The sequence below is a fragment of the Wenyingzhuangia sp. IMCC45533 genome (genome assembly GCF_054111225.1).
Genome location: NZ_CM134197.1, coordinates 236,210 through 260,548, shown reverse-complemented (window position 1 = coordinate 260,548; position 24,339 = coordinate 236,210). Strand labels below are relative to the sequence as shown.

25 protein-coding genes, 4 tRNA genes and 1 pseudogene are annotated in these 24,339 nt (G+C 34.3%); 19 read left to right on the top strand and 11 right to left on the bottom strand.

What is annotated here, in order from left to right:
- The first annotated feature begins 1 nt into the window (after position 1).
- The 7 genes from wecB to ACXGQW_RS01120 all read left to right on the top strand — a co-directional run bounded on the left by wecB (position 2) and on the right by ACXGQW_RS01120 (position 5,304).
- The gene (gene wecB, locus ACXGQW_RS01150; RefSeq protein WP_457823275.1) at positions 2–1,084 is read left to right on the top strand and encodes a non-hydrolyzing UDP-N-acetylglucosamine 2-epimerase; all 1,083 of its coding nucleotides are present in this window, start codon (positions 2–4) and stop codon (positions 1,082–1,084) included.
- Between the two features lie 220 nt (positions 1,085–1,304).
- Positions 1,305–2,768: a lipopolysaccharide biosynthesis protein gene (locus ACXGQW_RS01145; protein WP_457823274.1), complete on the top strand. Its 1,464-nt coding sequence runs from the start codon at positions 1,305–1,307 to the stop codon at positions 2,766–2,768.
- A 79-nt stretch (positions 2,769–2,847) separates the two neighbouring features.
- Positions 2,848–3,186: a 30S ribosomal protein S6 gene (rpsF, locus tag ACXGQW_RS01140; protein ID WP_457823273.1), complete on the top strand. Its 339-nt coding sequence runs from the start codon at positions 2,848–2,850 to the stop codon at positions 3,184–3,186.
- A 2-nt stretch (positions 3,187–3,188) separates the two neighbouring features.
- Positions 3,189–3,485: a 30S ribosomal protein S18 gene (gene rpsR / locus ACXGQW_RS01135; protein ID WP_457823272.1), complete on the top strand. Its 297-nt coding sequence runs from the start codon at positions 3,189–3,191 to the stop codon at positions 3,483–3,485.
- Between the two features lie 13 nt (positions 3,486–3,498).
- Positions 3,499–3,945, top strand: a complete 447-nt coding sequence (gene rplI, locus ACXGQW_RS01130) for a 50S ribosomal protein L9 (protein WP_457823271.1) — start codon at positions 3,499–3,501, stop codon at positions 3,943–3,945.
- A gap of 207 nt (positions 3,946–4,152) precedes the next feature.
- Complete coding sequence (locus tag ACXGQW_RS01125; protein ID WP_457823270.1) at positions 4,153–4,626, top strand: DUF6495 family protein; 474 nt, start codon at positions 4,153–4,155, stop codon at positions 4,624–4,626.
- A gap of 6 nt (positions 4,627–4,632) precedes the next feature.
- Positions 4,633–5,304, top strand: coding sequence for a TrmH family RNA methyltransferase (locus tag ACXGQW_RS01120; RefSeq protein ID WP_457823269.1), 672 nt, complete (start codon positions 4,633–4,635; stop codon positions 5,302–5,304).
- Between the two features lie 15 nt (positions 5,305–5,319).
- Here the strand turns inward: ACXGQW_RS01120 and ACXGQW_RS01115 are convergent, their stop codons facing one another.
- The 6 genes from ACXGQW_RS01115 to ACXGQW_RS01090 all read right to left on the bottom strand — a co-directional run bounded on the left by ACXGQW_RS01115 (position 5,320) and on the right by ACXGQW_RS01090 (position 8,080).
- Positions 5,320–5,628: a hypothetical protein gene (locus tag ACXGQW_RS01115; protein ID WP_457823268.1), complete on the bottom strand. Its 309-nt coding sequence runs from the start codon at positions 5,626–5,628 to the stop codon at positions 5,320–5,322.
- Between the two features lie 5 nt (positions 5,629–5,633).
- Positions 5,634–6,065 carry a DUF4258 domain-containing protein gene (locus ACXGQW_RS01110; RefSeq protein ID WP_457823267.1) on the bottom strand — a complete coding sequence of 144 codons (432 nt, stop codon included), beginning with the start codon at positions 6,063–6,065 and terminating at the stop codon, positions 5,634–5,636.
- Positions 6,066–6,126: 61 nt separating this feature from the next.
- Positions 6,127–7,326, bottom strand: coding sequence for an alanine dehydrogenase (locus ACXGQW_RS01105; RefSeq protein WP_457823266.1), 1,200 nt, complete (start codon positions 7,324–7,326; stop codon positions 6,127–6,129).
- Between the two features lie 24 nt (positions 7,327–7,350).
- The gene (gene tsaE, locus ACXGQW_RS01100) at positions 7,351–7,758 is read right to left on the bottom strand and encodes a tRNA (adenosine(37)-N6)-threonylcarbamoyltransferase complex ATPase subunit type 1 TsaE (protein ID WP_457823265.1); all 408 of its coding nucleotides are present in this window, start codon (positions 7,756–7,758) and stop codon (positions 7,351–7,353) included.
- Between the two features lie 12 nt (positions 7,759–7,770).
- Positions 7,771–7,854, bottom strand: a tRNA-Leu gene (locus tag ACXGQW_RS01095).
- Positions 7,855–8,007: 153 nt separating this feature from the next.
- Positions 8,008–8,080 (bottom strand) — tRNA-Lys (locus tag ACXGQW_RS01090).
- Between the two features lie 100 nt (positions 8,081–8,180).
- On the opposite strand from ACXGQW_RS01090, the gene ACXGQW_RS01085 reads away from it, so the two are divergent.
- A complete protein-coding gene (locus tag ACXGQW_RS01085) occupies positions 8,181–8,690 on the top strand; it encodes a shikimate kinase (RefSeq protein ID WP_457823264.1) in 510 nt (169 codons plus the stop codon).
- Positions 8,691–8,694: 4 nt separating this feature from the next.
- On the opposite strand, the gene ACXGQW_RS01080 is transcribed toward ACXGQW_RS01085, so the two are convergent.
- Both ACXGQW_RS01080 and ACXGQW_RS01075 read right to left on the bottom strand, forming a co-directional pair.
- A complete protein-coding gene (locus ACXGQW_RS01080) occupies positions 8,695–9,195 on the bottom strand; it encodes a phosphoribosyltransferase family protein (protein WP_457823263.1) in 501 nt (166 codons plus the stop codon).
- Between the two features lie 12 nt (positions 9,196–9,207).
- Entirely contained in the window at positions 9,208–9,594 is a 387-nt protein-coding gene (locus tag ACXGQW_RS01075; protein WP_457823262.1) for an RNA-binding S4 domain-containing protein, read from the bottom strand.
- Positions 9,595–9,667: 73 nt separating this feature from the next.
- Between ACXGQW_RS01075 and ACXGQW_RS01070 the strand changes: the two genes are divergently transcribed.
- Complete coding sequence (locus ACXGQW_RS01070) at positions 9,668–10,324, top strand: hypothetical protein (RefSeq protein WP_457823261.1); 657 nt, start codon at positions 9,668–9,670, stop codon at positions 10,322–10,324.
- 57 nt (positions 10,325–10,381) lie between these two features.
- Here the strand turns inward: ACXGQW_RS01070 and ACXGQW_RS01065 are convergent, their stop codons facing one another.
- On the bottom strand, positions 10,382–10,903 hold the full coding sequence (locus ACXGQW_RS01065) for a DUF1697 domain-containing protein (RefSeq protein WP_457823260.1): 522 nt from the start codon (positions 10,901–10,903) through the stop codon (positions 10,382–10,384).
- A 92-nt stretch (positions 10,904–10,995) separates the two neighbouring features.
- On the opposite strand from ACXGQW_RS01065, the gene pta reads away from it, so the two are divergent.
- From pta to ACXGQW_RS01045, 4 genes are all read left to right on the top strand, one after another.
- On the top strand, positions 10,996–13,089 hold the full coding sequence (pta, locus tag ACXGQW_RS01060) for a phosphate acetyltransferase (protein WP_457823259.1): 2,094 nt from the start codon (positions 10,996–10,998) through the stop codon (positions 13,087–13,089).
- A 9-nt stretch (positions 13,090–13,098) separates the two neighbouring features.
- Positions 13,099–14,283, top strand: a complete 1,185-nt coding sequence (locus ACXGQW_RS01055) for an acetate/propionate family kinase (RefSeq protein ID WP_457823258.1) — start codon at positions 13,099–13,101, stop codon at positions 14,281–14,283.
- 288 nt (positions 14,284–14,571) lie between these two features.
- Positions 14,572–15,252, top strand: coding sequence for a Crp/Fnr family transcriptional regulator (locus ACXGQW_RS01050; protein ID WP_457823257.1), 681 nt, complete (start codon positions 14,572–14,574; stop codon positions 15,250–15,252).
- Between the two features lie 61 nt (positions 15,253–15,313).
- Complete coding sequence (locus tag ACXGQW_RS01045) at positions 15,314–16,252, top strand: anti-sigma factor (RefSeq protein WP_457823256.1); 939 nt, start codon at positions 15,314–15,316, stop codon at positions 16,250–16,252.
- Between the two features lie 66 nt (positions 16,253–16,318).
- Here ACXGQW_RS01045 and ACXGQW_RS01040 read toward each other — a convergent pair whose 3' ends face one another.
- Both ACXGQW_RS01040 and ACXGQW_RS01035 read right to left on the bottom strand, forming a co-directional pair.
- Positions 16,319–17,233, bottom strand: coding sequence for an SMP-30/gluconolactonase/LRE family protein (locus ACXGQW_RS01040; protein ID WP_457823255.1), 915 nt, complete (start codon positions 17,231–17,233; stop codon positions 16,319–16,321).
- 1 nt (position 17,234) lies between these two features.
- Positions 17,235–17,684: a hypothetical protein gene (locus tag ACXGQW_RS01035; protein WP_457823254.1), complete on the bottom strand. Its 450-nt coding sequence runs from the start codon at positions 17,682–17,684 to the stop codon at positions 17,235–17,237.
- A 303-nt stretch (positions 17,685–17,987) separates the two neighbouring features.
- Here ACXGQW_RS01035 and ACXGQW_RS01030 point away from each other — a divergent pair, with 303 nt between their 5' ends.
- From ACXGQW_RS01030 to cas9, 6 genes and pseudogenes are all read left to right on the top strand, one after another.
- Positions 17,988–18,986: a homocysteine S-methyltransferase family protein gene (locus ACXGQW_RS01030; RefSeq protein ID WP_457823253.1), complete on the top strand. Its 999-nt coding sequence runs from the start codon at positions 17,988–17,990 to the stop codon at positions 18,984–18,986.
- 84 nt (positions 18,987–19,070) lie between these two features.
- A complete protein-coding gene (gene metH / locus ACXGQW_RS01025) occupies positions 19,071–21,767 on the top strand; it encodes a methionine synthase (protein ID WP_457823252.1) in 2,697 nt (898 codons plus the stop codon).
- A gap of 129 nt (positions 21,768–21,896) precedes the next feature.
- The gene (trxA, locus tag ACXGQW_RS01020; protein ID WP_457823251.1) at positions 21,897–22,214 is read left to right on the top strand and encodes a thioredoxin; all 318 of its coding nucleotides are present in this window, start codon (positions 21,897–21,899) and stop codon (positions 22,212–22,214) included.
- Positions 22,215–22,385: 171 nt separating this feature from the next.
- Positions 22,386–22,459: transfer RNA gene (locus ACXGQW_RS01015), tRNA-Asp, on the top strand.
- 341 nt (positions 22,460–22,800) lie between these two features.
- Positions 22,801–22,874: transfer RNA gene (locus ACXGQW_RS01010), tRNA-Asp, on the top strand.
- Between the two features lie 369 nt (positions 22,875–23,243).
- Positions 23,244–24,314, top strand: a pseudogene (gene cas9 / locus ACXGQW_RS01005) (type II CRISPR RNA-guided endonuclease Cas9); the annotation flags it as partial.
- Positions 24,315–24,339 lie beyond the last annotated feature (25 nt).

Genomic DNA, 24,339 nt, shown 5'->3' with positions numbered 1-24,339 from the left:
TTTGAAAAAAATAGTAACCATATTAGGGGCAAGACCTCAGTTTGTGAAAGCTGCGGTGCTGAGTAGAATTATCAATCAGCATGGCAAAATTCAAGAAGTCATTATACATACAGGTCAACACTACGATGACAATATGAGTAAAGTTTTTTTTGAGGAAATGCAAATACCCAAACCTAAATACAATTTAAATGTTAACGGGCTAGGGCATGGAGCTATGACAGGACAAATGCTAGAGAAGATAGAAGAAGTTTTATTAATTGAAAAACCCGATGCTGTTGTAGTGTATGGAGACACAAATTCAACATTAGCAGGGGCATTGGCAGCACAAAAAATGGGAATTAAAATTGCTCATGTAGAAGCAGGTTTACGATCTTATAACATGACTATGCCAGAGGAAGTAAATAGAATTCTGACTGATAGAATTTCTAATTTATTATTGTGTCCTACGCAAACAGCTATCGATAACTTAAAAAATGAAGGCTTTGATAAGCATGCCATAGAAATTACAAACTCAGGAGATATTATGAAAGATGCTGTTTCTTTCTACGGAGAATTATCAAAAGAAAAAGCAACCATTTTACAATCCGAAAATTTGAAAGCGAACAATTTTGTCTTGGCAACGATTCACAGACAAGAGAATACTGATGATATTAAGGTTTTAAAAGGAATTTTTGAAGGCTTAACGGAGGTAAATAAACAACAAAAAGTTGTAATGCCTTTACATCCTAGGACTAGAGCCATATTGTTGAAACATGATTTAACATATCCTTTGACGTATATCGAGCCCGTGGGTTATTTTGATATGTTAGCATTATTGAGTAATTGTAGTTTGGTGGTGACAGACAGTGGAGGTTTGCAAAAAGAAGCTTTTTTTAATAAAAAAGCGTGTGTAATTGCTAGAAAAGAAACAGAGTGGGTGGAATTGGTTAAGAACGGTTATGCAACTTTGGTTGGAGGAAGTTCTAAACAAATGATTGAGGCATACCGTAGACTTTCAGCAAAAGATTTAGATTTTTCTATGCCATTGTATGGTGAACGAGTAGGGGAGTCCATTTATAAAGCAATAGAAGAATTAGTTTGTTAGCAATGAGCATTTGAGAATAGACGAGAACGAAAAGCATCTCGACTCCGCCCGATGACCTTAAAAAGTCTAAAGAAGTTACGCTTTTTACCCGTGATGGTGAGAAATATTATTTACGTAAAAAGAAGAATTAAGTAAAACTACAGGGTGTTCGAGCGGAGTCGAGAACAAAAGTAATTTTAGATTTATTTAACCAACAACCAACAACCAACAACCAACCAGCATGGGAATTGTTCTAAAAGAATCTTATAAAAACACACTAACGTTGTTTGTCGCTATTTTTGTAGGGGCTATCAATACGTTGTTTTTATATGTATACTTTTTAGATCCTAAGTATTACGGGTTGGTTACTTTTATACTATCAACAGCATTTATACTGAAACCCATCATTGCTTTAGGGGTAAACATCAGCATCATTAAGTTTTTTTCGTCTTTTAAAAATCAACTTAATAAAGATAGATTTTTAAGTACAGTTTTATGGTTACCATTATTTTTAATGATACCAGTAGCCCTTTTTGGAGCAGTTTTTTATGATAAAATATCCAGTCTTTTGTCAGAAAAAAATCCATTGGTAAAGAATTACACTTACCTCATTTTTTTGGTGGCGATTGCTGCGGCTTATTTTGAGATTTTTTACGCTTGGGCAAAAGTCAATTTAAAATCAGTTTTTGGAAATATTTTAAAAGAGCTTTTTGTTAGAATAGCGGCTTCTGTTTTATTGGTAGGAGTTTATCTAAAGTGGATTAACAATCATCAATTTGTGCTTTGTTTAACAGGAGCTTATTTTTTGCAAATGCTTATCATGATGTTTTTTGCATTTCGTTTGTACAAACCAGTATTCACTTTTAAGTTACCCGACAATTTTAAAGAGATATTAAAATACAGTTTATACATCATCTTAGCAGGTTCAGCAGCCACTATTTTATTAGATATTGATAAGTTTATGATTCCTCAAAAAGAGGTGTTAGAACAAGTAGCGTTTTATGCGGTTGCGGTTTACATAGGTTCTGTTATAGAAATTCCCGGTAGAGCAATGAGTCAAATTGTACAGCCTTTAACTGCCAAAGCTTTGAATGAAGATAACAATGAGAAGGTTTTAGAATTGTATCAAAAGACATCTATTAATTTACTGATAGCTTCTGGATTGATTTTTATTCTGGTGAATGCTAATATATCATCCTTATATCAACTGTTGCCTAGAGATTATACAGAAGGAGTTTGGGTAGTCTTTATGATATCCTTAGTAAAAATGTATCATATGTTTTTAGGAAACAACGGGTCAATTATATCTAACTCCAAATTTTACAAAGTACTACTGCCTTATGGTCTGGGAATGGCACTTACCGTAATTATTTTAAACAATTGGTTGATTGAGGCTATTGGAATAAACGGTGCGGCTTTATCTACGTTAATAGTTGTCTTTATATTTAATACGATTAAACTAGCCTATGTGAAATCTAAATTCAGCATCCAACCGACCACCTCCAAAACTTGGAGCGCTTTACTTTTGATCACTAGTCTATCTGTTATCGGAATTTGGGTGGAATTTAATTTGCATCCTATCATTAATATTTTACTCAAATCCTTTTTACTGATAACTATTTATCTATATGCAGTGGTAAGATTTAGATTGTCGGAAGATATATCCTTGCTTTGTGATCAATTTTTTATAAAGATTAGGAAATAGAATTTGACAACATACTTTTGTAAAACCATATAGAATCACTATATTTGCAGCCGATTTAAATTAATTAAAAACAATCATTATGAATCATTACGAAACTGTTTTCATTTTGAATCCCGTTTTATCTGATACTCAGGTAAAGGAAACAGTACAAAAGTTCGAGGACTATTTGGTTTCTAAAGGTGCCGAAATGTTGCATAAGGAAGATTGGGGGCTAAAAAAATTAGCTTACACTATCGAAAAGAAAAAAAGTGGATTTTACCACTTATTTGAGTACAAAGCAGCTGGTGAAGTTGTTTCTCCTTTCGAATTAGAATTTAGACGTGACGATAGCGTAATGCGTTATTTAACTGTAAAGTTAGATAAGCACGCTGCTGCATGGGCTGAAAAAAGAAAGTCTAACTTAAAATCTGCGAAGTAATTATGGCATCAATTGATCAACAAGCAAAAGGAAATGCTAAAGGAGACGTAAGATACTTAACTCCATTAGACATTGAAACTAAAAAAGAAGCTAAATACTGTAGATTTAAGAAAAAAGGAATCAAATACATCGATTATAAAGATGCAGATTTCTTAATGTACTTAGTAAACGAGCAAGGTAAAATTTTACCAAGACGTTTAACAGGAACTTCTTTAAAATATCAACGTAAAGTTGCACAAGCTATCAAGAGAGCTCGTCACTTGGCTTTAATGCCATATGTTGGTGATTTATTAAAATAATAAGTAGACAATCATGCAAGTAATATTAAAACAAGACGTTGAGAACTTAGGGTTCGCAGACGATATCGTAGAGGTGAAGAACGGTTACGGACGTAACTTTTTAATTCCTACAGGAAAAGCTGTTTTAGCAACTGAGTCTGCTAAAAAAGTATTAGCTGAAACTTTAAAGCAACGTGCTTACAAAGAAGCTAAATTAGTTGAAGAAGCTACTGCTACTGCAGAGGCTATTAAAGGATTAGAAATTAAATTGACTTCTAAAGTAGGTCAAGGAACTAAATTATTTGGTTCTATTTCTAACGTTGATGTTGCTGAAGCTTTAGGTAAAGCTGGTCACTCAATCGAAAGAAAATTCATCAAAATTGCTGGAGGATCTATCAAGCGTACTGGTAAGTATACTGCTGCCGTTCGTTTACATAGAACAGTTACAGCTGATGTAAACTTTGAAATTATTGCTGAGTAGTCTTAGTAATTAAATCATATCAAAAGTTCATTCCGAAAGGAGTGAACTTTTTTGTTTAAACACGATAAGTTTTATCGTCATGCTGAACTTGATTCAGCATTGCATTACACATTTTAAGTATCGCTGTAAATAATAACAGGATGAGACCCTAAAATAAATTTAGGGTGACGAGTACGTAAAATATACTCAATCTTTAAACTATAAGTCATGAAGTACATTCAACTAACCAAAGAGCAATTAGAAGAATTACACCAAGAGTTTGCCACTTTTTTAGCATCGCAACAAATTGATGTAAAAGAATGGAACGAGATTAAAAAAAGTAAACCTGAGGTTGCTGATGAGGAGTTAAATATTTTTAGTGATTTGGTATGGGAAGATGTATTGACCAAAGCTGAATATTTAGAGCATTTTTCTAAAAATAGCATTAATTTATTTTACTGTACAGAGGGTGTAATCCAAAGAATTATGATTAAATCTAATGACGAATCCATAGATTTAGCTTCTCAGGAGGGAATTCAAGTGTTACTAAATAATCCTAAAAGTAGTCAGTTTGAATTTTTTAAAGGGGCCAAAAAATACAGCAAAGAGAGAAATTTAGAAATTTTTGATTTGGTGCTAAAAGGGTCAAATATCAATAAAGAAGGAATCTTGTATCAGAATTTTAAAAAGTTTGTAGATTAAGGAGTTATGAATCAAGATTTATTAAATTACCTAGAGACTTTTGTAACGGAAAAAAGGAAAGCTGCATTTAAAAAAGTGTTGAGCAATAGAACTAGGCATTTTGCGGTCGTGTTAGAAGATTTATTTCAAAAACACAATTGGAGTGCAGTGGTACGTAGCTGTGATGTTTTTGGGGTTCAGGATGTTTATACCATAGAGAATAAATACAGAGCATACATATCTAATGGAGTAGGAAAGGGTTCTCAAAAATGGATTGATTTTCATCGATTTAAAAACAACGAAAATAACACTCAAGATTGTGTAGATGCGCTCAGAGAAAATGGTTATCAAATTATTGTAACCACTCCCCACGAAGAATCTTCTTTTGTAGCAGATTTTGATATTTCTAAAAAATCGGCCTTTGTTTTTGGTGTAGAAGGAACGGGAGTTTCTAACGAATTAATGTCTAAGGCAGATGGTTATTTAAAAATACCCATGGTGGGTTTTACAGAAAGTTTGAACGTGTCTGTAGCGGCAGCAATTACTTTGCAAAATACAACTGATAGATTGAGGAGGTCTGATTTAAATTGGCAATTAACAAAAGAGGAACAAGACGAACTTTACGCTCAGTGGATTGAAAAATCGATAGGCTCTGTAAAGCAAATCAAAGAAAGATATTATCAAGATAAAAAGTCATAAAACTAAAACAGAAAGCTATTGAGCTTCCTGTTTTAGTTTTATAATGGCATTGTTTGGATTATTTTTATCATACTTAACCATGTATGTTTTGTGTAGTATCTCGTTTTTTAAGTGATGCGCTACCTCTTGCGTTTTGATGTACTTCTGTTGATTCACAATGTAACTAAACTTACAAAAGGGCAATTTTCCTCTATGAAATACATGGGTTACAGTACCTGTGGTTTGTATTCCATTTGACTCTAATTGATTACTGGTCTTGGTTTTAACTACGAGTATTGTAACAACTGTAACAGCAATAATTACAAGGATGATTATAAACTTCATATTTGTTAAGGTTGTAATTTAACATCTTTAATAGTAGTTATATACTCACATCTTTCAAAAATAAAGGCAAAATTGTTGGTTACCACTGTATTGTTTTCTTTTTTACCAATGGTGATGTCTATCCAGTAATTGGGACAAGGCTTTTCGTGAACGTTGCTCTTGGATCTATCCCATTCTCCTTTGTGAAGTACATATTTAATATCTAAAGAATCCAGTTTATATTTATCTAAACTAAGCTGTGCCTTTTCAGAAATTTTAAAAGTGTCTCTCAGCCTCAACTGACTCAAAACTCTAGCGTTTGGTCCGTAATTAAAAGAAGTACCTTTTTGTTTATTAATGTAGGTCAAAGCAACCACACCCAAAGCCAAGCCTACCAAATAGTATCCAAACCTTCTGATGAGTTTGGCATCTATTTTATGGATCAATTCTTTAATCATTTTAGTAAATTTAAGACTTCAAAAGTAATTAAGTCTTATGTATTTATAAGGTTATTTATGATTAAATTATAAGCAAATTTATATCGGTAAAAGGCAAATCAAACCATTCTCCTACAGCCTTTTTGGTGAGTACTCCTTTGTACATATACATTCCACTTCTTATAATATTATCATATTTGACAGCAGCTTCAAAACCTCCTTCATCCCCAACAGTTAGTAGGTAAGGAGTAATAATGTTACTGATGGATATACTAGCCGTTTTTGCATATCTAGATGGAATGTTGGGAACTCCATAATGAAATACACCATACCTAGAAAAGGTAGGGCTACTGTGAGTGGTAAGTTCAGAAGTTTCAAAACAACCTCCTCTATCAATACTAACGTCAATAATTACAGCACCTTCTTTCATTACAGAAACCATATCTTCCGAAACTACAATAGGAGCTCTAGTTTTACCTTTAATCGCACCAATAACTACATCACAACGCATCAAGGCTTTGTTTAAAGCTTTGTGGTGTATAGTTGAGGTGTACACTGGATTGTTTAGGTCTTGTTGAAGTTGTCTTAACTTAGTGATAGAATTGTCAAAAACTTTTACGCTGGCTCCCAACGCTTGAGCCGATTTTGCAGCAAATAAACCAACGGTTCCTGCTCCTAAAATAACTACTTCGCAAGGAGGAACTCCACTAATGTTTCCTAACAATCTACCAGAACCTCCATTTTCTGCATTCATGATTTCAGCAGCTATTAAAATAGAAGCTGTTCCAGCGATTTCGCTCAACGATTTTACGATAGGATAGCTATCATGATCATCTTTGATAAAGTCGAACGCGATGGCTGTAATGCGTTTGTTAGCTAGAGCTTTGTAATATTCTTTAGATTGTGTTTTAAGTTGCAAGGATGATACTAAAAAACCATGCGGTCTCATATAATCAATCTCTATTAAAGAAGGAGGAGATACTTTTAAAACCAAATAGCATTGAAAAACTTCTTCGGTGTTATAAGATATAATTGCACCAGATTCGGAGTATTCTTTATCCGTAAAATTAGAAGCCAATCCAGCACCAGATTCTATAATAATTTTGTGTCCCTGTAAGGTCATCGCAGCAACAGCATCTGGAGTTAAGCAAACACGTTTTTCTTCGTGACAAGTTTCTTTGGGAATACCAATGAAAAGATCTCCTTTTTTAGGTTTTACAGCCAATCTCTCTTCTTGAACGTGAAATTCAATTTTACCAAATGCAGTTGTGTGTTTTCCCATAGACAAAGTAATGTTGAGTACAGGCTAATCTTTTAGTAACAAAGTTCTAGAGTTGTCTTCGTTTGTCTCAATTGTAATTACCTGCGCATCTAAAGGTAATAAATTTTCTATATTCTCGGGCCATTCAATAAAAGACCATCGGTTATTGTAGAGATATTCTTCAATACCCATATCGTAGGCTTCGTTTTCATCTTCAACTCTATAAAAATCAAAATGATAAAGGATTTCGTTACCCTTGGTTTCATATTCATTTACCAATGAAAAGGTTGGAGAGGAGCTGATGGTGCAGCCTAGTTGTTTGGCTATTTCTTTAATTAATGTCGTTTTACCAGTTCCCATAGAGGCATAAAACAATAAAGTTTTGCTCTTACTATGCTCAATAATTTTGGCCGCAACTTTTGGAAGTTCGTTTATTGAATAGGTAATTTCCATATAAATTGTTTGTGCACTCAACTGGATTCGAACCAGCACGTCCATAAGGACACTACCCCCTCAAGGTAGCACGTCTACCAATTTCGCCATGAGTGCTTTTGGTATTACAAATATCTTTTTTTATTTAAAATAACACTAAAAAAAATTTAAGTATTTACAACTGAAAACTGTCTGGCGGTGAATTTAAAATAAGCCAAAATGTGATTTTTTTAAACAAAAAAACCTAACTACTTAATTAGTTAGGTTTTGTGACCGGGCTGGGGCTCGAACCCAGGACCCTCTCCTTAAAAGGGAGATGCTCTACCAACTGAGCTACCAGGTCAATGAGGGTGCAAATATAAAGGTTTTTTTAAGTCTAAAAACTTTTTTTCAAATCTTTTTTCTAGGATATTTGTAATCGTTAAGCAAACAGATAAATAAATATGAAAGTAATTCTTTTAGGTTATATGGGGTGTGGAAAATCGGCCATATCAAAATCGTTGAGCAGACAATTGCAGGTTAAAAGAATAGACTTAGATGACTATATAGAACAAAAGGAACAAAGATCCATTACAGAAATATTTTCTAACAAAGGAGAAGTGTATTTTAGAAAATTAGAAACTAGCACATTAAAAGAATTGCTAGATAGCGACGAAAATTTTGTACTCTCTTTAGGAGGAGGAACTCCCTGTTTTGGTAACAACATGGAGTTGGTGAATGAGAAAGGAACTTCTGTTTATTTGAGTGCCAACATTCCTACTTTAGTGGAAAGGTTGTTGCCTGAAAAAAGTAAAAGACCTTTGATAGCTAGAATTACAGAAGAAGACTTACCTGAGTTTATAGGAAAGCATTTATTTGAGAGAAGGCATTTTTACTTACAAGCCAAAGTTGCAGTTTTGGTTGACAATAAATCTGTATCACAAATCACTTCGGAAATTTTAGCAAGTCTGTAGTTTATTAACACAAATAAGCAATAGAATCTGTTTCATTACTAAAATCAACTTCTATATGCTCCTGTAAAGAAGTAGATAAAGAAATTCCTTTAAAATCGGCTTTAATAGGGTATTTTTTATGATTTCTATTAACTAGCACAGCGGTTTTAAATGAAGCTAGAGGAACTTCTAAAAAATGCTTAACTCCATAAATAAGTGTTTTACCAGAGTTTAAAACATCATCTACAAGAACAATATTTTTATTTTGATAAGCTTCTTCAGAAATACTAGTTTCTATTTTTGATAAAGGATTCTTTTTATCCAAAAACAATTCACACAAAGTAATTTTTAAATCGCTAATTTTTTCTAGGTGGGCTTTTAGGTGCTGAGAAAAAACAAATCCATTGCCTTTGATTCCTGCTAAAACAATTTCATCAGTATCATAATTATGCTCTAGAATTTGAAACGCAATTCTCCTTGTTTTTTGCGTAATTTCTTCGTGATTTAAAATAATAGACTTGTTCATGTACAAATAAGTTTAATTTTCGTTGTCAAATGTATTGTTTTCTTGATAGTCATCTAAATCTCTTCTATCTTTTTTACTAGGTCGTCCAGCTCCTTTTTTTCTATAATAATCTTTGGCAAATTTTAACAAATCTGTATGCTCAAACGCTTCTTTAGGAGTGGTATCTTTTCTATATAAATCTACCAATTTGGCACCCACTCTGTTGGGAGGAATGTCTAAAACTTCTAGCTGATAATTAATTTGATTTTTTCTGACAATTATTTTTTCTCCAATGTATACTTCTTTAGAAGGTTTTACGTTAATACCGTTGAGCTTTACGTGTCCTTTTTTGCATGCATCGGTGGCAATAGAACGCGTTTTAAACATTCTTATAGTCCATAAATATTTGTCTATTCGCATATAGAGATTTGTAGAAGTTTATTTTTTTGCTAAGATATGAAAATTGTAAATTGCGATTTCAAAATTAATAAATATGAATTTTAAAAATATATTCTTCGCTTTATTATCAATCCTGCTAGTTAGCTGTGAAGAAGATGAAGTTGATGTACTCACACCTCAAGAAATCTATGATAATGATAAGAGCAATATTGAAGCCTTTATCAATGCAACTTATTATGATGAGTCTATTGATATGTTTAAAATTATTGACGATAATCAGGTTTCTTTAAAGAATGATCCTAATTTAACTCCAGTGACATATAGAAGGGAAGGTATAGACTATATCGTTTACGTTTACAAAACAAAAGAGGGTAGTAATATCTCTCCTGACAGTAATGATATTGTAAAAGTAGGATTTGAGTATTTTAATTTTATAGCAAACGACGAAGGGAATTTCCCTCAAATAGATTTATTCAACCAAAATACTGGAATTAGCAACATCGAAAGAGAGCGTACTTTTTTTAGAAATTTAGCCACAGAAGACAATGCGTATACAGCAACTTTACCTCTTTTTAAGTCTGGAGATGTTGTAGAATCGGTTAATGGTCCAAGAACATTTGAAAATTCAGGTGAAGGGCTTTTGATAGTTCCTACCGGATTAGAACCAACAATAAATGGAGGGGTGTTCAGGCAAACGCTAATTATTAGAATTCAATTAAGGAATGTAACCGAAGTGACTAACCCCAATTAGTCACGATATCGTATATACAAAAAATTAAAAACCTCGTCACCACGAGGTTTTTTGCTTTTAAGTAGCTATCAAAATCAATTTTTGAAGGGTATTCCAATTACGAGTAGTAGCTGTGGTTTGTGTTGTTTTTTCGATGTATGAATTATTCAGCTTAGAGTCACTGTATTGGGTGTGATAACGTATGTGAATGATGGAGTTGTTTACACTGAACAGATCATTTCCAAAATTAGAGAGCTCTAACTGGTTAAGTTGTTTCTGTTTACTCAACGTAAAAGTTACGTAGTTCTTTTTGTCTAAAATTTCGTAAGGATGTTGGTCTAAAATAGCTTTAAACTCATCTACTTTGTAACAAAAGGCAGTAATTTTATAATGATAATTTGCATCAATAAAATCTTCGATTATTTTTCGAATGTTATGAGCAGAAGCAATCGTTGAGGTGATTATAAAATTTCCACTTTGAATATAACTTTTTACTTCCTCAAAACGAGAATCTTGTAATAAAACTTGACAAAATTCTTTCATCAAAATTTTGTTTTTACCAGACACGTTTATCCCTCTAAGTAGTACGATATACTTCATTTTTTACAAATCACCAGATTGTTTAAAAGTATGATTAATATTAGTTTTTTAGAAATTTTAAGTCTTATTTTTGTGTAAAAGACTAGAACATTATGAGTAAAGCTATTTACATTGCGGCTTCACATTCTAACAGTGGTAAATCTATAGTTACTTTGGGTTTAATGCGTTTGTTGTTGGGTAAAACAACCAAAGTAGGTTACTTAAAACCTGTAATTACCACTAAAAAGAATCAAAAAGACTTTCATATAGAAACTATATTATCTCATTTTGATTTAGATATCGAATACAAAGATGCCTATGTGTTTACAGGTAAGGAGGTAATTACCAAAAGGAACCAGGGAAAAAGTGGAGAGGTGATAGATACCATCATCAAACGATATAAAAAATTGGAAGCTAAATATGATTTTGTATTGGTGGAGGGGACGGATTTTGAAGGGAATGCTACTTCTTTTGAAGCAGAATTAAATGTTAACATAGCCAAAAACTTGGGAATTCCTGCTTTGATTATCAGTAAAGCAAAAAAAGGAATATCAGTGCACGACCTTATTGAAAGCACAAAATTAATTTACGACACTTTTACCAGAGATGAGGTTAATGTTTTGTCGGTTATCATTAACAAAGCCAATAAAAAACACGTAGAAGTGATAGAGGAACATTTGTCTAAAATTGTTCCATCATCTGTTATCAAATCTATCATACCTTATTCTAATAAATTATCCAATCCTACTGTGGCAGAAATTGTTAGAGAGTTAGATGCAGAAATAATGTTTGGAGAGGATGGTTTAAATAATCCTATTGGAGCTTATGGAGTAGGAGCTATGCAGTTGAGAAATCATTTAGAGCATTATGCGGACAACTATTTGGTAGTTACTCCTGGAGATAGAGCAGACATAATTTTAGGTTCTTTACAAGCAAACAGCTCAAAAAATTACCCTAAAGTATCAGGAATTGTCTTAACAGGCGGGTTAAAACCAGAAAAAACGATTTTAAAGTTGATTGATGGTTTGTCTGATGTAGTTCCAATTTTATCCGTAAAGACGGGAACTTTTGAGGCTGCTACTAATGTAGCCAATGTACAAGCGCAGATTTACAAAGAGAATACGGATAAAATTTTAGCCTCTATCAGAATTTTTGACAAGTACATTCCAACATCGGAACTCACCCATCAGTTAATCAAAACAAAAGTAGTGGGAATGACTCCAAAAATGTTTCAGTATAACATGATTGATAGGGCTAGTAAAGTAAAAAAGAAAATTGTGCTTCCCGAAGGAAACGATCCTCGTATTTTACAAGCTGCTGCCATGTTAGCCACGTTGAGTATTGTTGAAGTAGTATTGTTGGGAGATATAGAAGATTTAAAATTAAGAGCAGAAAAAATTGATGTTGCCATTAATTTTGATAAAATAAAAGTGCTGAATCCTGCAAGCTCAGCATATTTTGAAGACTTCGTAAACACATTTTACGAGCTGAGAAAACACAAGGGAATGAATCTAGATACTGCTAGGGATACCATGACCGACGTTTCCTATTTTGGAACTATGATGGTTCATAAGGGATTGGTAGATGGAATGGTTTCTGGAGCAGTAAACACAACGCAACATACCATTAGGCCAGCTTTGCAGTTTATCAAAACCAAACCTAATGTATCTGTAGTGTCTTCTATCTTTTTTATGTGTATGGATAATAGGGTGGCCATTTTTGGAGATTGTGCCATCAACCCAGACCCTACAGCAGAGCAGTTGGCAGAAATTGCAATTTCTTCGGCAGACTCTGCAGCCAATTTTGGAATAGAGCCAAGGGTGGCTATGCTGTCTTATTCCTCAGGATCCTCGGGAAAAGGAGCTCAAGTAGATAAAGTAAGAACAGCGACAGAAATTGTAAAAAGCAAACGTCCCGATTTAAAAGTAGAGGGACCAATTCAATACGATGCCGCTGTAGATAAAGGAGTAGCTAAGAGTAAAATGCCAAATTCCGAAGTAGCCGGAAAAGCTACAGTGTTGGTTTTTCCGGATTTGAATACGGGGAATAATACCTACAAAGCTATTCAGCGAGAAACAGGTGCTTTGGCTATTGGTCCAATGTTACAAGGATTGAACAAGCCAGTAAATGATTTAAGTAGAGGTTGTACGGTAGATGATATTTTTAATACAGTGATTATTACCGCTATTCAAGCACAAGAATTATAAAAAGCAAAAATGAATATATTAGTTATAAATTCAGGAAGTTCTTCTTTAAAATATCAAGTGATAGACATGCCGTCAGAAACAGTAATTTGTGACGGTTTGATAGAGCGCATTGGTCAAGAAAACTCAAATTTTGTGTACAATCCTGCAAATGGTAAAGAGGTTTCTGTGGTGGCTGAGATAGCCAATCACAAAGAGGGTTTATCTACCTTAGTTAAACATTTATTAGATGCTAACATTGGAGTTCTAAAATCTACTAAAGACTTAAAAGCTATTGGGCACAGAGTGGTACACGGTGGAAATACGTTTTCTAAAACTCAAATTGTTACTCCTGAAGTAAAATCAGAAATTAAAGGTTTGTTTTCTTTAGCTCCATTGCATAATCCTGCAAATTTACTGGGGATTGAAGTATGCGAAGAGCTATTCCCACAGGCAACCCAAATTGCTGTTTTTGATACGGCTTTTCATCAAACAATCCCTTCTAAAGCTTATAAATATGCCCTTCCGAAAGAACTAACGGAAGAAAAAAAAATAAGAGTTTATGGTTTTCATGGAACTAGCCACAAATATGTATCAGAAAAAGCTAATGAGTTTTTAGGAACAGCTCAAACAAAATTAGTCACCTTACATATTGGTAACGGTGCTTCGGTATCTGCCATCCAAAATGGAATTTGTGTAGATCATTCTATGGGATTTTCTCCTACCACGGGTTTAGCCATGGGGACCAGAACTGGAGATATTGATCCTTCTGTAATTTTACATTTAATAAAAAATGTAGGTTACTCTGCAGAACAGGTGAGTGACATTTTAAACAAAAAAAGTGGGATGCTTGGTATGACGGGTTATTCTGATTTTAGAGATTTGGTGGGCCAGTCCAACGCTGGAAACAAAGTGTGTAAAGAAGCTTTAGATTTGTATGCCTACAGGGTTAAAAAATATATTGGAGCGTATACCGCTGCCATGAATGGTTTAACTGCTATTGTTTTTACAGCGGGAGCAGGTGAAAATAGTGTAGACTTAAGAACTTTGATCTGCGAAAATTTAGAATACTTGGGAATTGAATTGGATGTTGAGTTGAATAACCAACGTCCTAAAGAAACAACTTTAATTAGCAGTAAAAACTCAAAAGTAAAAGTGTTGGTAATTCCTACTAACGAGGAGCTAGAAATTGCCAAACAAGCATATAAATTGATATGACTACGAGTTTAACAAATCCAAATCTCAACTTTTTTAACGCAGTAACGTAAGCATGATATAAGGATTACGAATTTCTAAAATTTTCGTTTCCAGCAAATTTCGATATAAAATTATACTAATAAAGTTAACTCACAATTCAAGAGTATAGTTTGCGGTATAAAATCCCTATCAATTCTACTTATCCAACGGATTTTTTCTCAAGCGGAGCACACGCTAATATGAGCAGAGAGTTTTGTAATTACTAGCGACTAAAAACGACCAAAGTCATTATTTAAGGATATAAAAATTATGACTCAACAACTTTGGTTTATTGAAAATGTGAATTTGTTTGGAAAATTGTGTCCCCATAAATTCAAAGACTATGCTGCTTGTCACCAATTTTTAAATTTTAAAAAGAACGATTACGTATACTTTTCTTTGGACAGCGCTAGCAAATTATTCTTGATTCAGTCCGGAAAAGTAAAAATAGGTTACTACACTCCCCAAGGAGATGAGGTTGTTAAAGCGGTATTAAAAAAAGGGCAAGTTTTTGGAGAAAAAGCGCTTTTAGAGCAAAATACTAGAAATGAATTTGCTAAAGTGCTGAATAATAATACCTCTGTATGTCCCATAGAAGTAAATACACTACATGATTTGATGAGAGATAATCAAAATTTTGCTTTAAATATTTACAAATTCATCAACTACAGAATTAAAAAGTTAGAGAGAAGATTAGAGATTCTAATGTTTAAAGATTGTAGAACTAGAGTGACTGAGTTTTTATCCGACTTGGCTAAAGATTATGGTGCTGTAAACCCTATTACTCATCACACAGAAATTGAACACCCCTACACACAAAAAGACATTGCTAGCTTAATCGGTACTTCTAGGCCGAGTTTAAATATTGTGTTAAACGAGCTAAAGGATGAAGGTTTAATAGCGTTTAATAGAACTAAAATTATTTTAAAAAAAGAGCTATGTGTTAGCTAGCTAACATAATTAATAAACAAGCTCATCTAAATTTGATTTTATAATTAAAATCAAAAACAAAATGAAGAATAGAATTTTTGCAGCTAGTTTGCTATCATTAGGAATGCTCTTAGGATCTTGTAGCGATGACGATGACAACGCTAATGCACAAGCGAGTAATGATAATTTAGAATTATCAATTAGCGGTTTAGAAAATTTGGGACCTAGTTATGTTTACGAAGGTTGGATTATTGTAAATGGAGATCCCGTTTCTACAGGTATATTCACAGTTGATGACAACGGTTCTTTTTCAAAAAATTCTTTTGAGGTGGATGAAACAATGCTAGCAAGTGCTACTAAGTTTGTATTGTCTATTGAACCTACGATTGATCCAGATCCAGCACCTTCTGAAACTAAAATGTTAGCGGCAAATTTCTCTGGAAATTCTGCAGCGGTAATTGCCAATTTAGTTCCAGGAATTAACGCAGCGGGAGATGGTGAATTTGGTAACGCAAACGGAACTTATTTTTTAAGAACTCCTACAGACGAAACTGGAACCAACAATGGCAATGATGAAAACGGAATTTGGTTTGGAACACCTGGAGCACCACCAACAGCAGGTTTAAAAGATATGCCAGAGCTTGAAACCACTTCAGGATGGAGATACGAAGGATGGGTGGTTGTAGATGGTAAACCACTTTCTACAGGTACATTTACCAAATTTGACGAAAGAGATGCTGAGAATTTATTTAGTGGTATTGAGAATGCAGGACCACCTATCCCTGGAGAAGACTTTTTCTTGAATGCACCTGACGGGTTTACTTTTCCATTGGTATTAAATGGAGATGGTACTACAATGACAGTTATTTCATTAGAGCCTTTTCCTGATAATTCAGTAAAACCTTTTTCCATTAAACCACTAGTAAGCACCATTGAAAAAGATGCTGCCACAGCACCTACAACGCACGCGTTCGGAGCTAATTTGGGTAGTTTTCCTTCAGGAATTATTAAAAGAAAATAGAGGATAAGTAGTGATAAATGATAAATAAAAAAAGGTAGATGATTGAGATCATCTACCTTTTTTGCTTTATGATAAGGCTACCATCCAAAGAGATTCTTGCCCTGTAATAAATAATCTTTTTTGCTCAGTATCAAAAGTACAATTACTCACAATGTGTGGGGTAGGTATCTTACCTATTTCTGTACCTTCAGAGTCAAAAATAACAATTCCAGACTTTGAACTAGACCACAGCCATCCCCTGCGATCAATGGCAAAACCATCTGCAATTCCATCTTTCACCTTTGCGAAAAAACGTTTGTTTTTTAATGCCTTACCATCCCAATCAAAAACGTAGATTCCAACAGATTCTGGATCGTCCTGTGGAGTTTGAGAAATATAGAACTTGGTTTCACAAGGAGAGAATCCCAAACCGTTAGGTTGATTAGCCTCAACCATCAATAACAGTTTATAATCGTTTGTATATTGATATACGCTGGTGTGTTTTAAATCCGATTCAATAGGATATCCCTCCGCAGGCATATCAATGCCAAAAGTAGGATCTGTAAACCAAATATTTCCTTTTTTGTCAGTAATGATGTCGTTAGGAGAGTTTAATTTTAACCCTTTGTAATGATCGATTAGTATCTTGAAATCGTTATCTACAAACTTGCTGATTCCTCTACGTCCATGTTCGCAACTGATTAAGTTACCATGGATGTCTATGGTATTCCCGTTATTAAAATAGCTTGTCTTAGTCAATAAACCTACGGTTCCATCTTCTTTCCAACCAAAAACTCTTCTTCCTCTAACATCACTCCATACCAATGTTTTGTTTTTTTCCCACCAGATGGGACCCTCACTCCAAATAGCATCGTTATACAATAAGCGTAGGCATTTCTTTTCTTTTAAAACAGGCTTTAAACGGTCGTCGTAAATTTCCACATCGTTGGTATGAAGTACCTGCGGAGTATGGGCTTGTTTAATAATACGAGTAAAGTTCATGCTAAAACGGATTTTTGGTTTGTGCTGCAGGAGAAGTTTCAAACTGAATGACCATTTGGTAGCAAGGTTCGTCTCCTACAGTTCCAGATTTGTGTCCCTTTTTACTGTCAATTTCTTTGGTACCTATGTCCTGACCAAAATGAATATCTCCAGGCCCCATCTCTACTCTGTTACCGTCTTGTGTTTCTATAAACCAAGTCCCTTTAGTAGGAATTACCCATTGTGGTTTAGGGGTTTCATGCCAGTCTCCAACCCAACCCACGGGTAAAACAGTAAATTTAATATCAGAAACTTTACCTGGAAATGGTTTTAACCATTGCGGGTCGGCACCTTCACCCATATTTTTTTTACCAAACCCGGTCATAAAAGTTTCATCAATTCTACTTTGTTTGTTTTCATCAACCCACATATGTAAAAAGGGGAATTTCGGATTTTCTTTATCGTTGCTCATTGCGTTGTGTTTTTTAAATTATGTTTCTCCCTCTAAAGTATTTAAAGACTGTATATATGCTGTTGATGGCTGTCAATTGTAACATTGAGATATTTAAAGCACTAGTTGTGGTAGTCACACCGTTTGAATTCGCTTCTATCAAATGTTAAACAAGTAGATGATACACAAACAAAATCGACAGATTTTAGCTTGCGAACTAAGTAGTGAGTAAAGTTTTATTTAAGACTATAAATCGTATATTTGCAAGTCAAAATAAGGGGTAAGATAAGTTTGTATTTCCGACCCATAAGCCAAACAAAACACATGGCAAATATTAGAGAAGAACTTAAAAAACGAATTTTAGTATTGGATGGTGCCATGGGTACCATGATTCAGCAGTACAAATTCACCGAAAAAGATTATAGAGGGGAGCAATTTAAAGATTGGCACGTACCCGTAAAAGGGAATAACGATATGCTATCTATTACGCAACCTAAAGCGATTAAGGAAATTCACGCAAAGTATTTTGAGGCTGGAGCAGACATTGCCGAAACCAATACCTTTTCATCAACTACTATTGCCATGGCAGATTACGAGATGGAAGATGCTGTTTATCAATTGAACTACGAGTCTGCCAAAATAGCTAAGGAAGTAGCAGGTGAGTTTACGGCAAGAGAGCCTCACAAACCTCGTTTTGTAGCTGGATCTATAGGGCCTACGAACAGAACTTTGAGTATGTCTCCAGATGTTAATGATCCTGGCTACAGAGCCGTTACTTTTGATGAACTAAGAATTGCGTACAAACAGCAATCCGAAGCTTTGTTGGACGGAGGAGTAGATATCTTATTGGTAGAAACGGTTTTTGACACCTTAAATGCCAAAGCTGCATTATTTGCAATTGAAGAAGTTAAGGACGAAAGGAATATAGATGTGCCTGTTATGTTAAGTGGAACAATTACAGATGCTTCGGGAAGAACTTTATCAGGTCAAACCGCAGAAGCTTTCTTAATATCAGTGTCTCACATTCCGTTGTTAAGTGTAGGTTTAAATTGCGCTTTGGGTGCTGATGCCTTGGTACCACACTTAGAGGCTATTGCTAGTAACACACCTTACGCAGTATCGGCACATCCTAATGCAGGATTGCCAAACGCTTTTGGAGAATACGATGAGACACCTAGCCAAATGGCCACACAAATACAAGGTTATTTAGATAAAAGTTTGATTAATATTATTGGAGGTTGTTGCGGAACTACTCCTGAACATATACAAGCAATTGCAGACATAGCCGCCAAAGCAGAACCGAGAAAAGTTGCTAACAACTAGTACAAAGTAAATAGTAGTTAGTAGTCAGTTATATTTTATGAGACTTTGTACTTTGTACCCAGTACTCGTAACTAAGCGAAAGTAATGAGCGAAATAAAACAAACCAAATACATGAGATTATCAGGTTTAGAACCTCTAATTCTAAGTCCTGATATGAATTTTATCAACGTAGGAGAAAGAACCAATGTAGCAGGTTCTCGTAAGTTTTTACGATTGATTAAAGAAGAGCAGTATGACGAAGCTTTGGCTATCGCGTTGCACCAAGTAGAGGGGGGAGCACAAATCATTGATATTAATATGGATGATGGATTGATTGATGGAAAAGAAGCGATGGTTCGTTTCTTAAACCTAATCATGGCAGAACCAGATATTGCTCGTGTTCCTATTATGATTGACTCCTCTAAATGGGATATTATAGAGGCTGGTTTACAAGTAGTGCAAGGTAAATGTGTGGTTAACTCAATTTCCTTAAAAGAAGGAGAAGAGAATTTTAAAGCCCAAGTCAAAAAACTAAAAATGTATGGTGCTGCTGTCATTGTAATGGCTTTTGACGAAGTGGGACAAGCAGATACTTATCAGAGAAGAATAGAAATAGCGGAACGATCTTACCGTATCATGGTGGATGAGTGTGGTTTCCCTTCCGAAGATATTATTTTCGATTTAAATATTTTTCCTGTGGCTACAGGAATGGAAGAACACAGAAGAAATGCCATCGATTTTATCGAAGCAACGCATTGGGTTCGTACCAATTTAACCAATGCAAGTGTTAGTGGAGGGGTGAGTAATGTTTCTTTTTCTTTTAGAGGAAACAACCCTGTACGTGAGGCAATGCACTCCGTGTTTTTGTATCATGCAATCAAAAAAGGGATGAATATGGGAATTGTAAACCCTGCTATGTTGGAGGTTTATGATGATATTCCTAAAGATTTGTTAGAACACGTAGAAGACGTAATTTTAGATAGACGTGACGATGCTACGGAACGTTTGTTAGATTTTGCAGAAAGCTTTAAAGGAGAAAAGAAAACAGAGGCACAAACATTAGCGTGGAGAGAATTACCGCTACAAGAAAGAATTACCCATGGATTGGTCAAAGGTATTGATCAATTTATTGTGGGAGATGTAGAAGAAGCACGATTGCAAGTAGCCAAACCCTTGGAAGTAATTGAAGGTCATCTAATGATTGGAATGGGGGTTGTAGGAGACTTGTTTGGAGAAGGTAAAATGTTTTTACCCCAAGTGGTAAAATCTGCCCGTGTGATGAAAAAAGCAGTAGCTCATTTAATGCCTTTTATAGAAGCTGCTAAGGATGAGAATAGTCCACCTCAAGGAAAAGTATTGTTGGCTACGGTAAAAGGAGATGTCCACGATATTGGTAAAAATATTGTAGGAGTTGTTCTAGCCTGTAACAATTACGCAATTGTGGATTTAGGAGTCATGGTGCCTCCAGAAAAAATATTGCAAGCGGCCATCGATGAAAAGGTGGATGTGATAGGATTGAGTGGTTTGATTACTCCGTCTTTGGATGAAATGGTGCACATAGCCAAAGAAATGAAGCGTTTAGATTTTAAAATCCCATTATTAATTGGTGGTGCTACAACTTCTAAAGCACATACAGCCGTTAAAATTGCTCCAGAATACGACGGAGGAGTTGTCCATGTGTTAGATGCTTCTCGTTCTGTACCCGTTACAAGTACACTAATTGGAGAAGACAAGACTGTTGCAAAAGCGTTTAGAGATAAAACTTATGCAGAGTATGATAAAGTCCGTGAAGGATTTTTAAGTAGAGCCAAAAAGAAAGTTTATTTACCGTTGGCAGAGGCAAGAGAAAACAATTATAAATTAGAGTTTACTCCTGATACGGTTTATACGCCACGCAAAACGGGTGTTCAAGTAATTCATGATTTACCACTAGAAGAATTGTTACCATATTTTGATTGGACTCCGTTTTTTCAATCTTGGGAGTTACACGGTAAATTTCCAGCTATTTTAAAAGATGAGGTGGTAGGTGCACAAGCTACGGATTTGTATAAAGATGCTAAGGAAATGTTAGATACCATAGTTGCAGAAAAATGGTTTACGGCCAAAGCTGTTTATGGACTATTTCCTGCCAATAGGGTGAATTATGATGATATTGAGTTGTATGCGGATAAAGATAGGAAAGAAGTGTTACAAACTATGTTGACTTTGCGTCAACAATCTAAAAAAGCAAAAGGTAAACCTCAAAGAGCTTTGGCAGATTTTATAGCTCCTAAAGAAACAGGATTGGAAGATTATATAGGTGCTTTCTGTGTAACGGCTGGTTTTGGAGTAGAAGAAAAAGCCGAAGAGTACAAACAAAACTTAGATGATTATAACAGTATTATGGTAAAAGCGCTGGCAGATAGATTTGCAGAAGCTTTTGCTGAATATTTACATGATAAAGTTAGAAAAGAAGATTGGGGTTATGCGAGCGCAGAAAATCTGTCTAATGAAGATTTAATTAAAGAAGCTTACCAAGGAATTCGTCCAGCACCAGGATATCCATCTTGTCCAGACCATACAGAAAAAATTCAGTTGTGGGAGTTGCTAAACGTTAAAGAGAACATAGGAGTAGAGTTAACAGATAGTTTGGCCATGTTTCCTACAGCATCAGTTTCGGGACATTATTTTGCACATAAAGATGCCAATTATTTTGGTTTGGGTAAAATAACAAAAGAGCAGGTTCATGATTTTGCAGCAAGGAGAGGAATTTCAAACGCAGAAGCAGAACGATGGTTAAGCCCTAATATGGCAGAACAATAAAACTTGTAAGTATCAAAAGGAATTATAGACTCATAAGAAAAAGTAATTAATGATATAACCTAATAGCTAAAATATTTCTATATTTTTGCTTTAGTAATTAAGAAGATAAATACATTAAAACATAAAATTATGGCATTAGAAATTACAGATGCAACGTTTGAAGAGGTAGTATTAAAGTCAGATAAGCCAGTATTGGTAGATTTTTGGGCAGCTTGGTGTGGACCTTGTAGAATGGTTGCTCCTATTATAGATGAGTTAACAGAAGAATTTGCTGGTAAAGCAGTCATTGGTAAAGTTGATGTAGATGCAAATCAAGAATTTGCTGCAAAATACGGAGTAAGAAACATTCCAACAGTATTAGTTTTTAAAGGAGGAGAAATTGTAGATAAGCAAGTAGGAGTAGCTCCAAAAGCAACATACGCAGAAAAAATTACTGCTAATTTGTAATAAATTAATAGTTAATCATTACAGAAAGACCACTTTTAAGTGGTCTTTTTTTTGCGTAAAATATTGATAAATAGTAAGATAAAATGGCAAGGTTTTTATTGCTTAAAAAACATTAAAAATCTTTTTGTATAACTAGTGTTTAGTTGTATATTTGCCAGCGCTAATAGCAACGGTCTGGTAGTTCAGCTGGTTAGAATACCTGCCTGTCACGCAGGGGGTCGCGGGTTCGAGTCCCGTCCAGACCGCAAAAAAGCTTCAACATCTGTTGAAGCTTTTTTTGCTTTAGTGAACGCTGTGCGAAATTTAAATTAGATGTCAGATACAATGCTGATTTTTATATCCTAAGCACTAATTGTTATTATTTATTTTCCCTTCATTGCTGAATAGTAAATCATTTAAATTTCTAGACTGATAGATATCAAATAAGTTTCAAGCCAAAAAATTGAACATTACATTGAGTGAATCACATCGCTATAGATTGGTAATTAAACGTTTAACTCATCAATAAAAAATTAAGCTAAAAAATAACTTTCGAGTATTTGGTAAAGTGTAAAAAGGTTGTATATTTGCCACCGCTAACAGCAACGGTCTGGTAGTTCAGCTGGTTAGAATACCTGCCTGTCACGCAGGGGGTCGCGGGTTCGAGTCCCGTCCAGACCGCGAAAAAGCTTCAACATCTGTTGAAGCTTTTTTATTATAACAAATATTGTACGCTATTTAGATCCAAAAGCTAAAAAAAGCGTTCAACATAAGAATGTAAATCGAGTTGTATTCTTAAAGCACTGATTCATCGTATTATTTGTTATAAAAAGAAAACGACAACCAAAGTTGCCGTTTTAAATGTTTTCACAACGGAATAATCCTTATTGTGAATTGATTTCAAATTGTATTGCTAATTTAATTTTTTTTTATGAAGTAATGACATAAATAATTATATTTAATTATAACGTTTTATAAATTAAAATAATTTCTTTTAAAAACGAAGTCAATTCACTATTGCTCTTAGGCAATAGACATATAAAAAATAGCATGAAAAAAATTTTAGGATTAGACTTAGGGACAACCTCCATTGGTTGGGCCTTAGTTCGTGAAGCAGAAAACAAAGAAGAAGTATCAGAAATCGTAAAACTTGGTGTCAGAGTCAATCCACTTAGTACAGATGAAATTACTGACTTCGAAAAAGGGAATTCTCTAGCTGTCAACGCAGATAGAACTTTAAAAAGAGGTGCTCGCAGAAACTTGCAACGTTTTAAACTAAGGAGACAAAATTTAATAGAAATTTTGCTGAAAAATAATATCCTTAAATCAGAATCTATTCTTACAGAAACGGGAAAGAACTCCACTTTCGAAACACTTAGTCTTAGGGCTAAATCGGCTAAAAAGCGCATTGAAAAAGAGGAACTTGCTAGGGTTCTATTGACCATTAATAAAAAAAGAGGATATAAAAGTAGCAGAAAAGCTAGAAATGAGGAGGAAGGAACCTTAATTGATGGTATGGCTGTGGCAAAAGAATTGTATGACCAAAATGTAACCCCAGGTCAATACGTCTATCAATTATTGAAAGAAGATAAAAAGTACGTTCCAGATTTTTATCAATCTGATTTAAAAAATGAATTTTTAAAAGTATGGGAGTTTCAAAAGCAATATTACTCAGATGTTTTAACGGACGAATTATTTCGAAATTTAGAAGGTAAAAACAAAAATCAAACATGGGCGATTTGTAAAGAGCCTTTTGATATCAAAGGAATTACTCAAAAAGGTAATGCAATTAGCAAAAGATTAGAAAAGTATAAATGGAGAAATGAGTCTTTAAATATTAAAATTGATTTAGAAACTTTAGCGATTGTACTACAGGAAATTAATAATGATTTAAACAAATCAAGCGGTTATTTAGGAGCTATAGGTGATAGGAGTAAAAAGTTATATTTCAACAAAATAACAGTAGGGCAGTATTTATACAGACAGATTCAAAATAATAGACACACCAGTTTGAAAAACCAAGTTTTTTACAGACAAGATTATTTAGATGAATTTGAACAGATATGGGAGACTCAATCTAAATTTCATTCTGAACTAACAAGCTCTTTAAAAGAGGAAATTTGAGATATGTATTGTCCTGAAATAG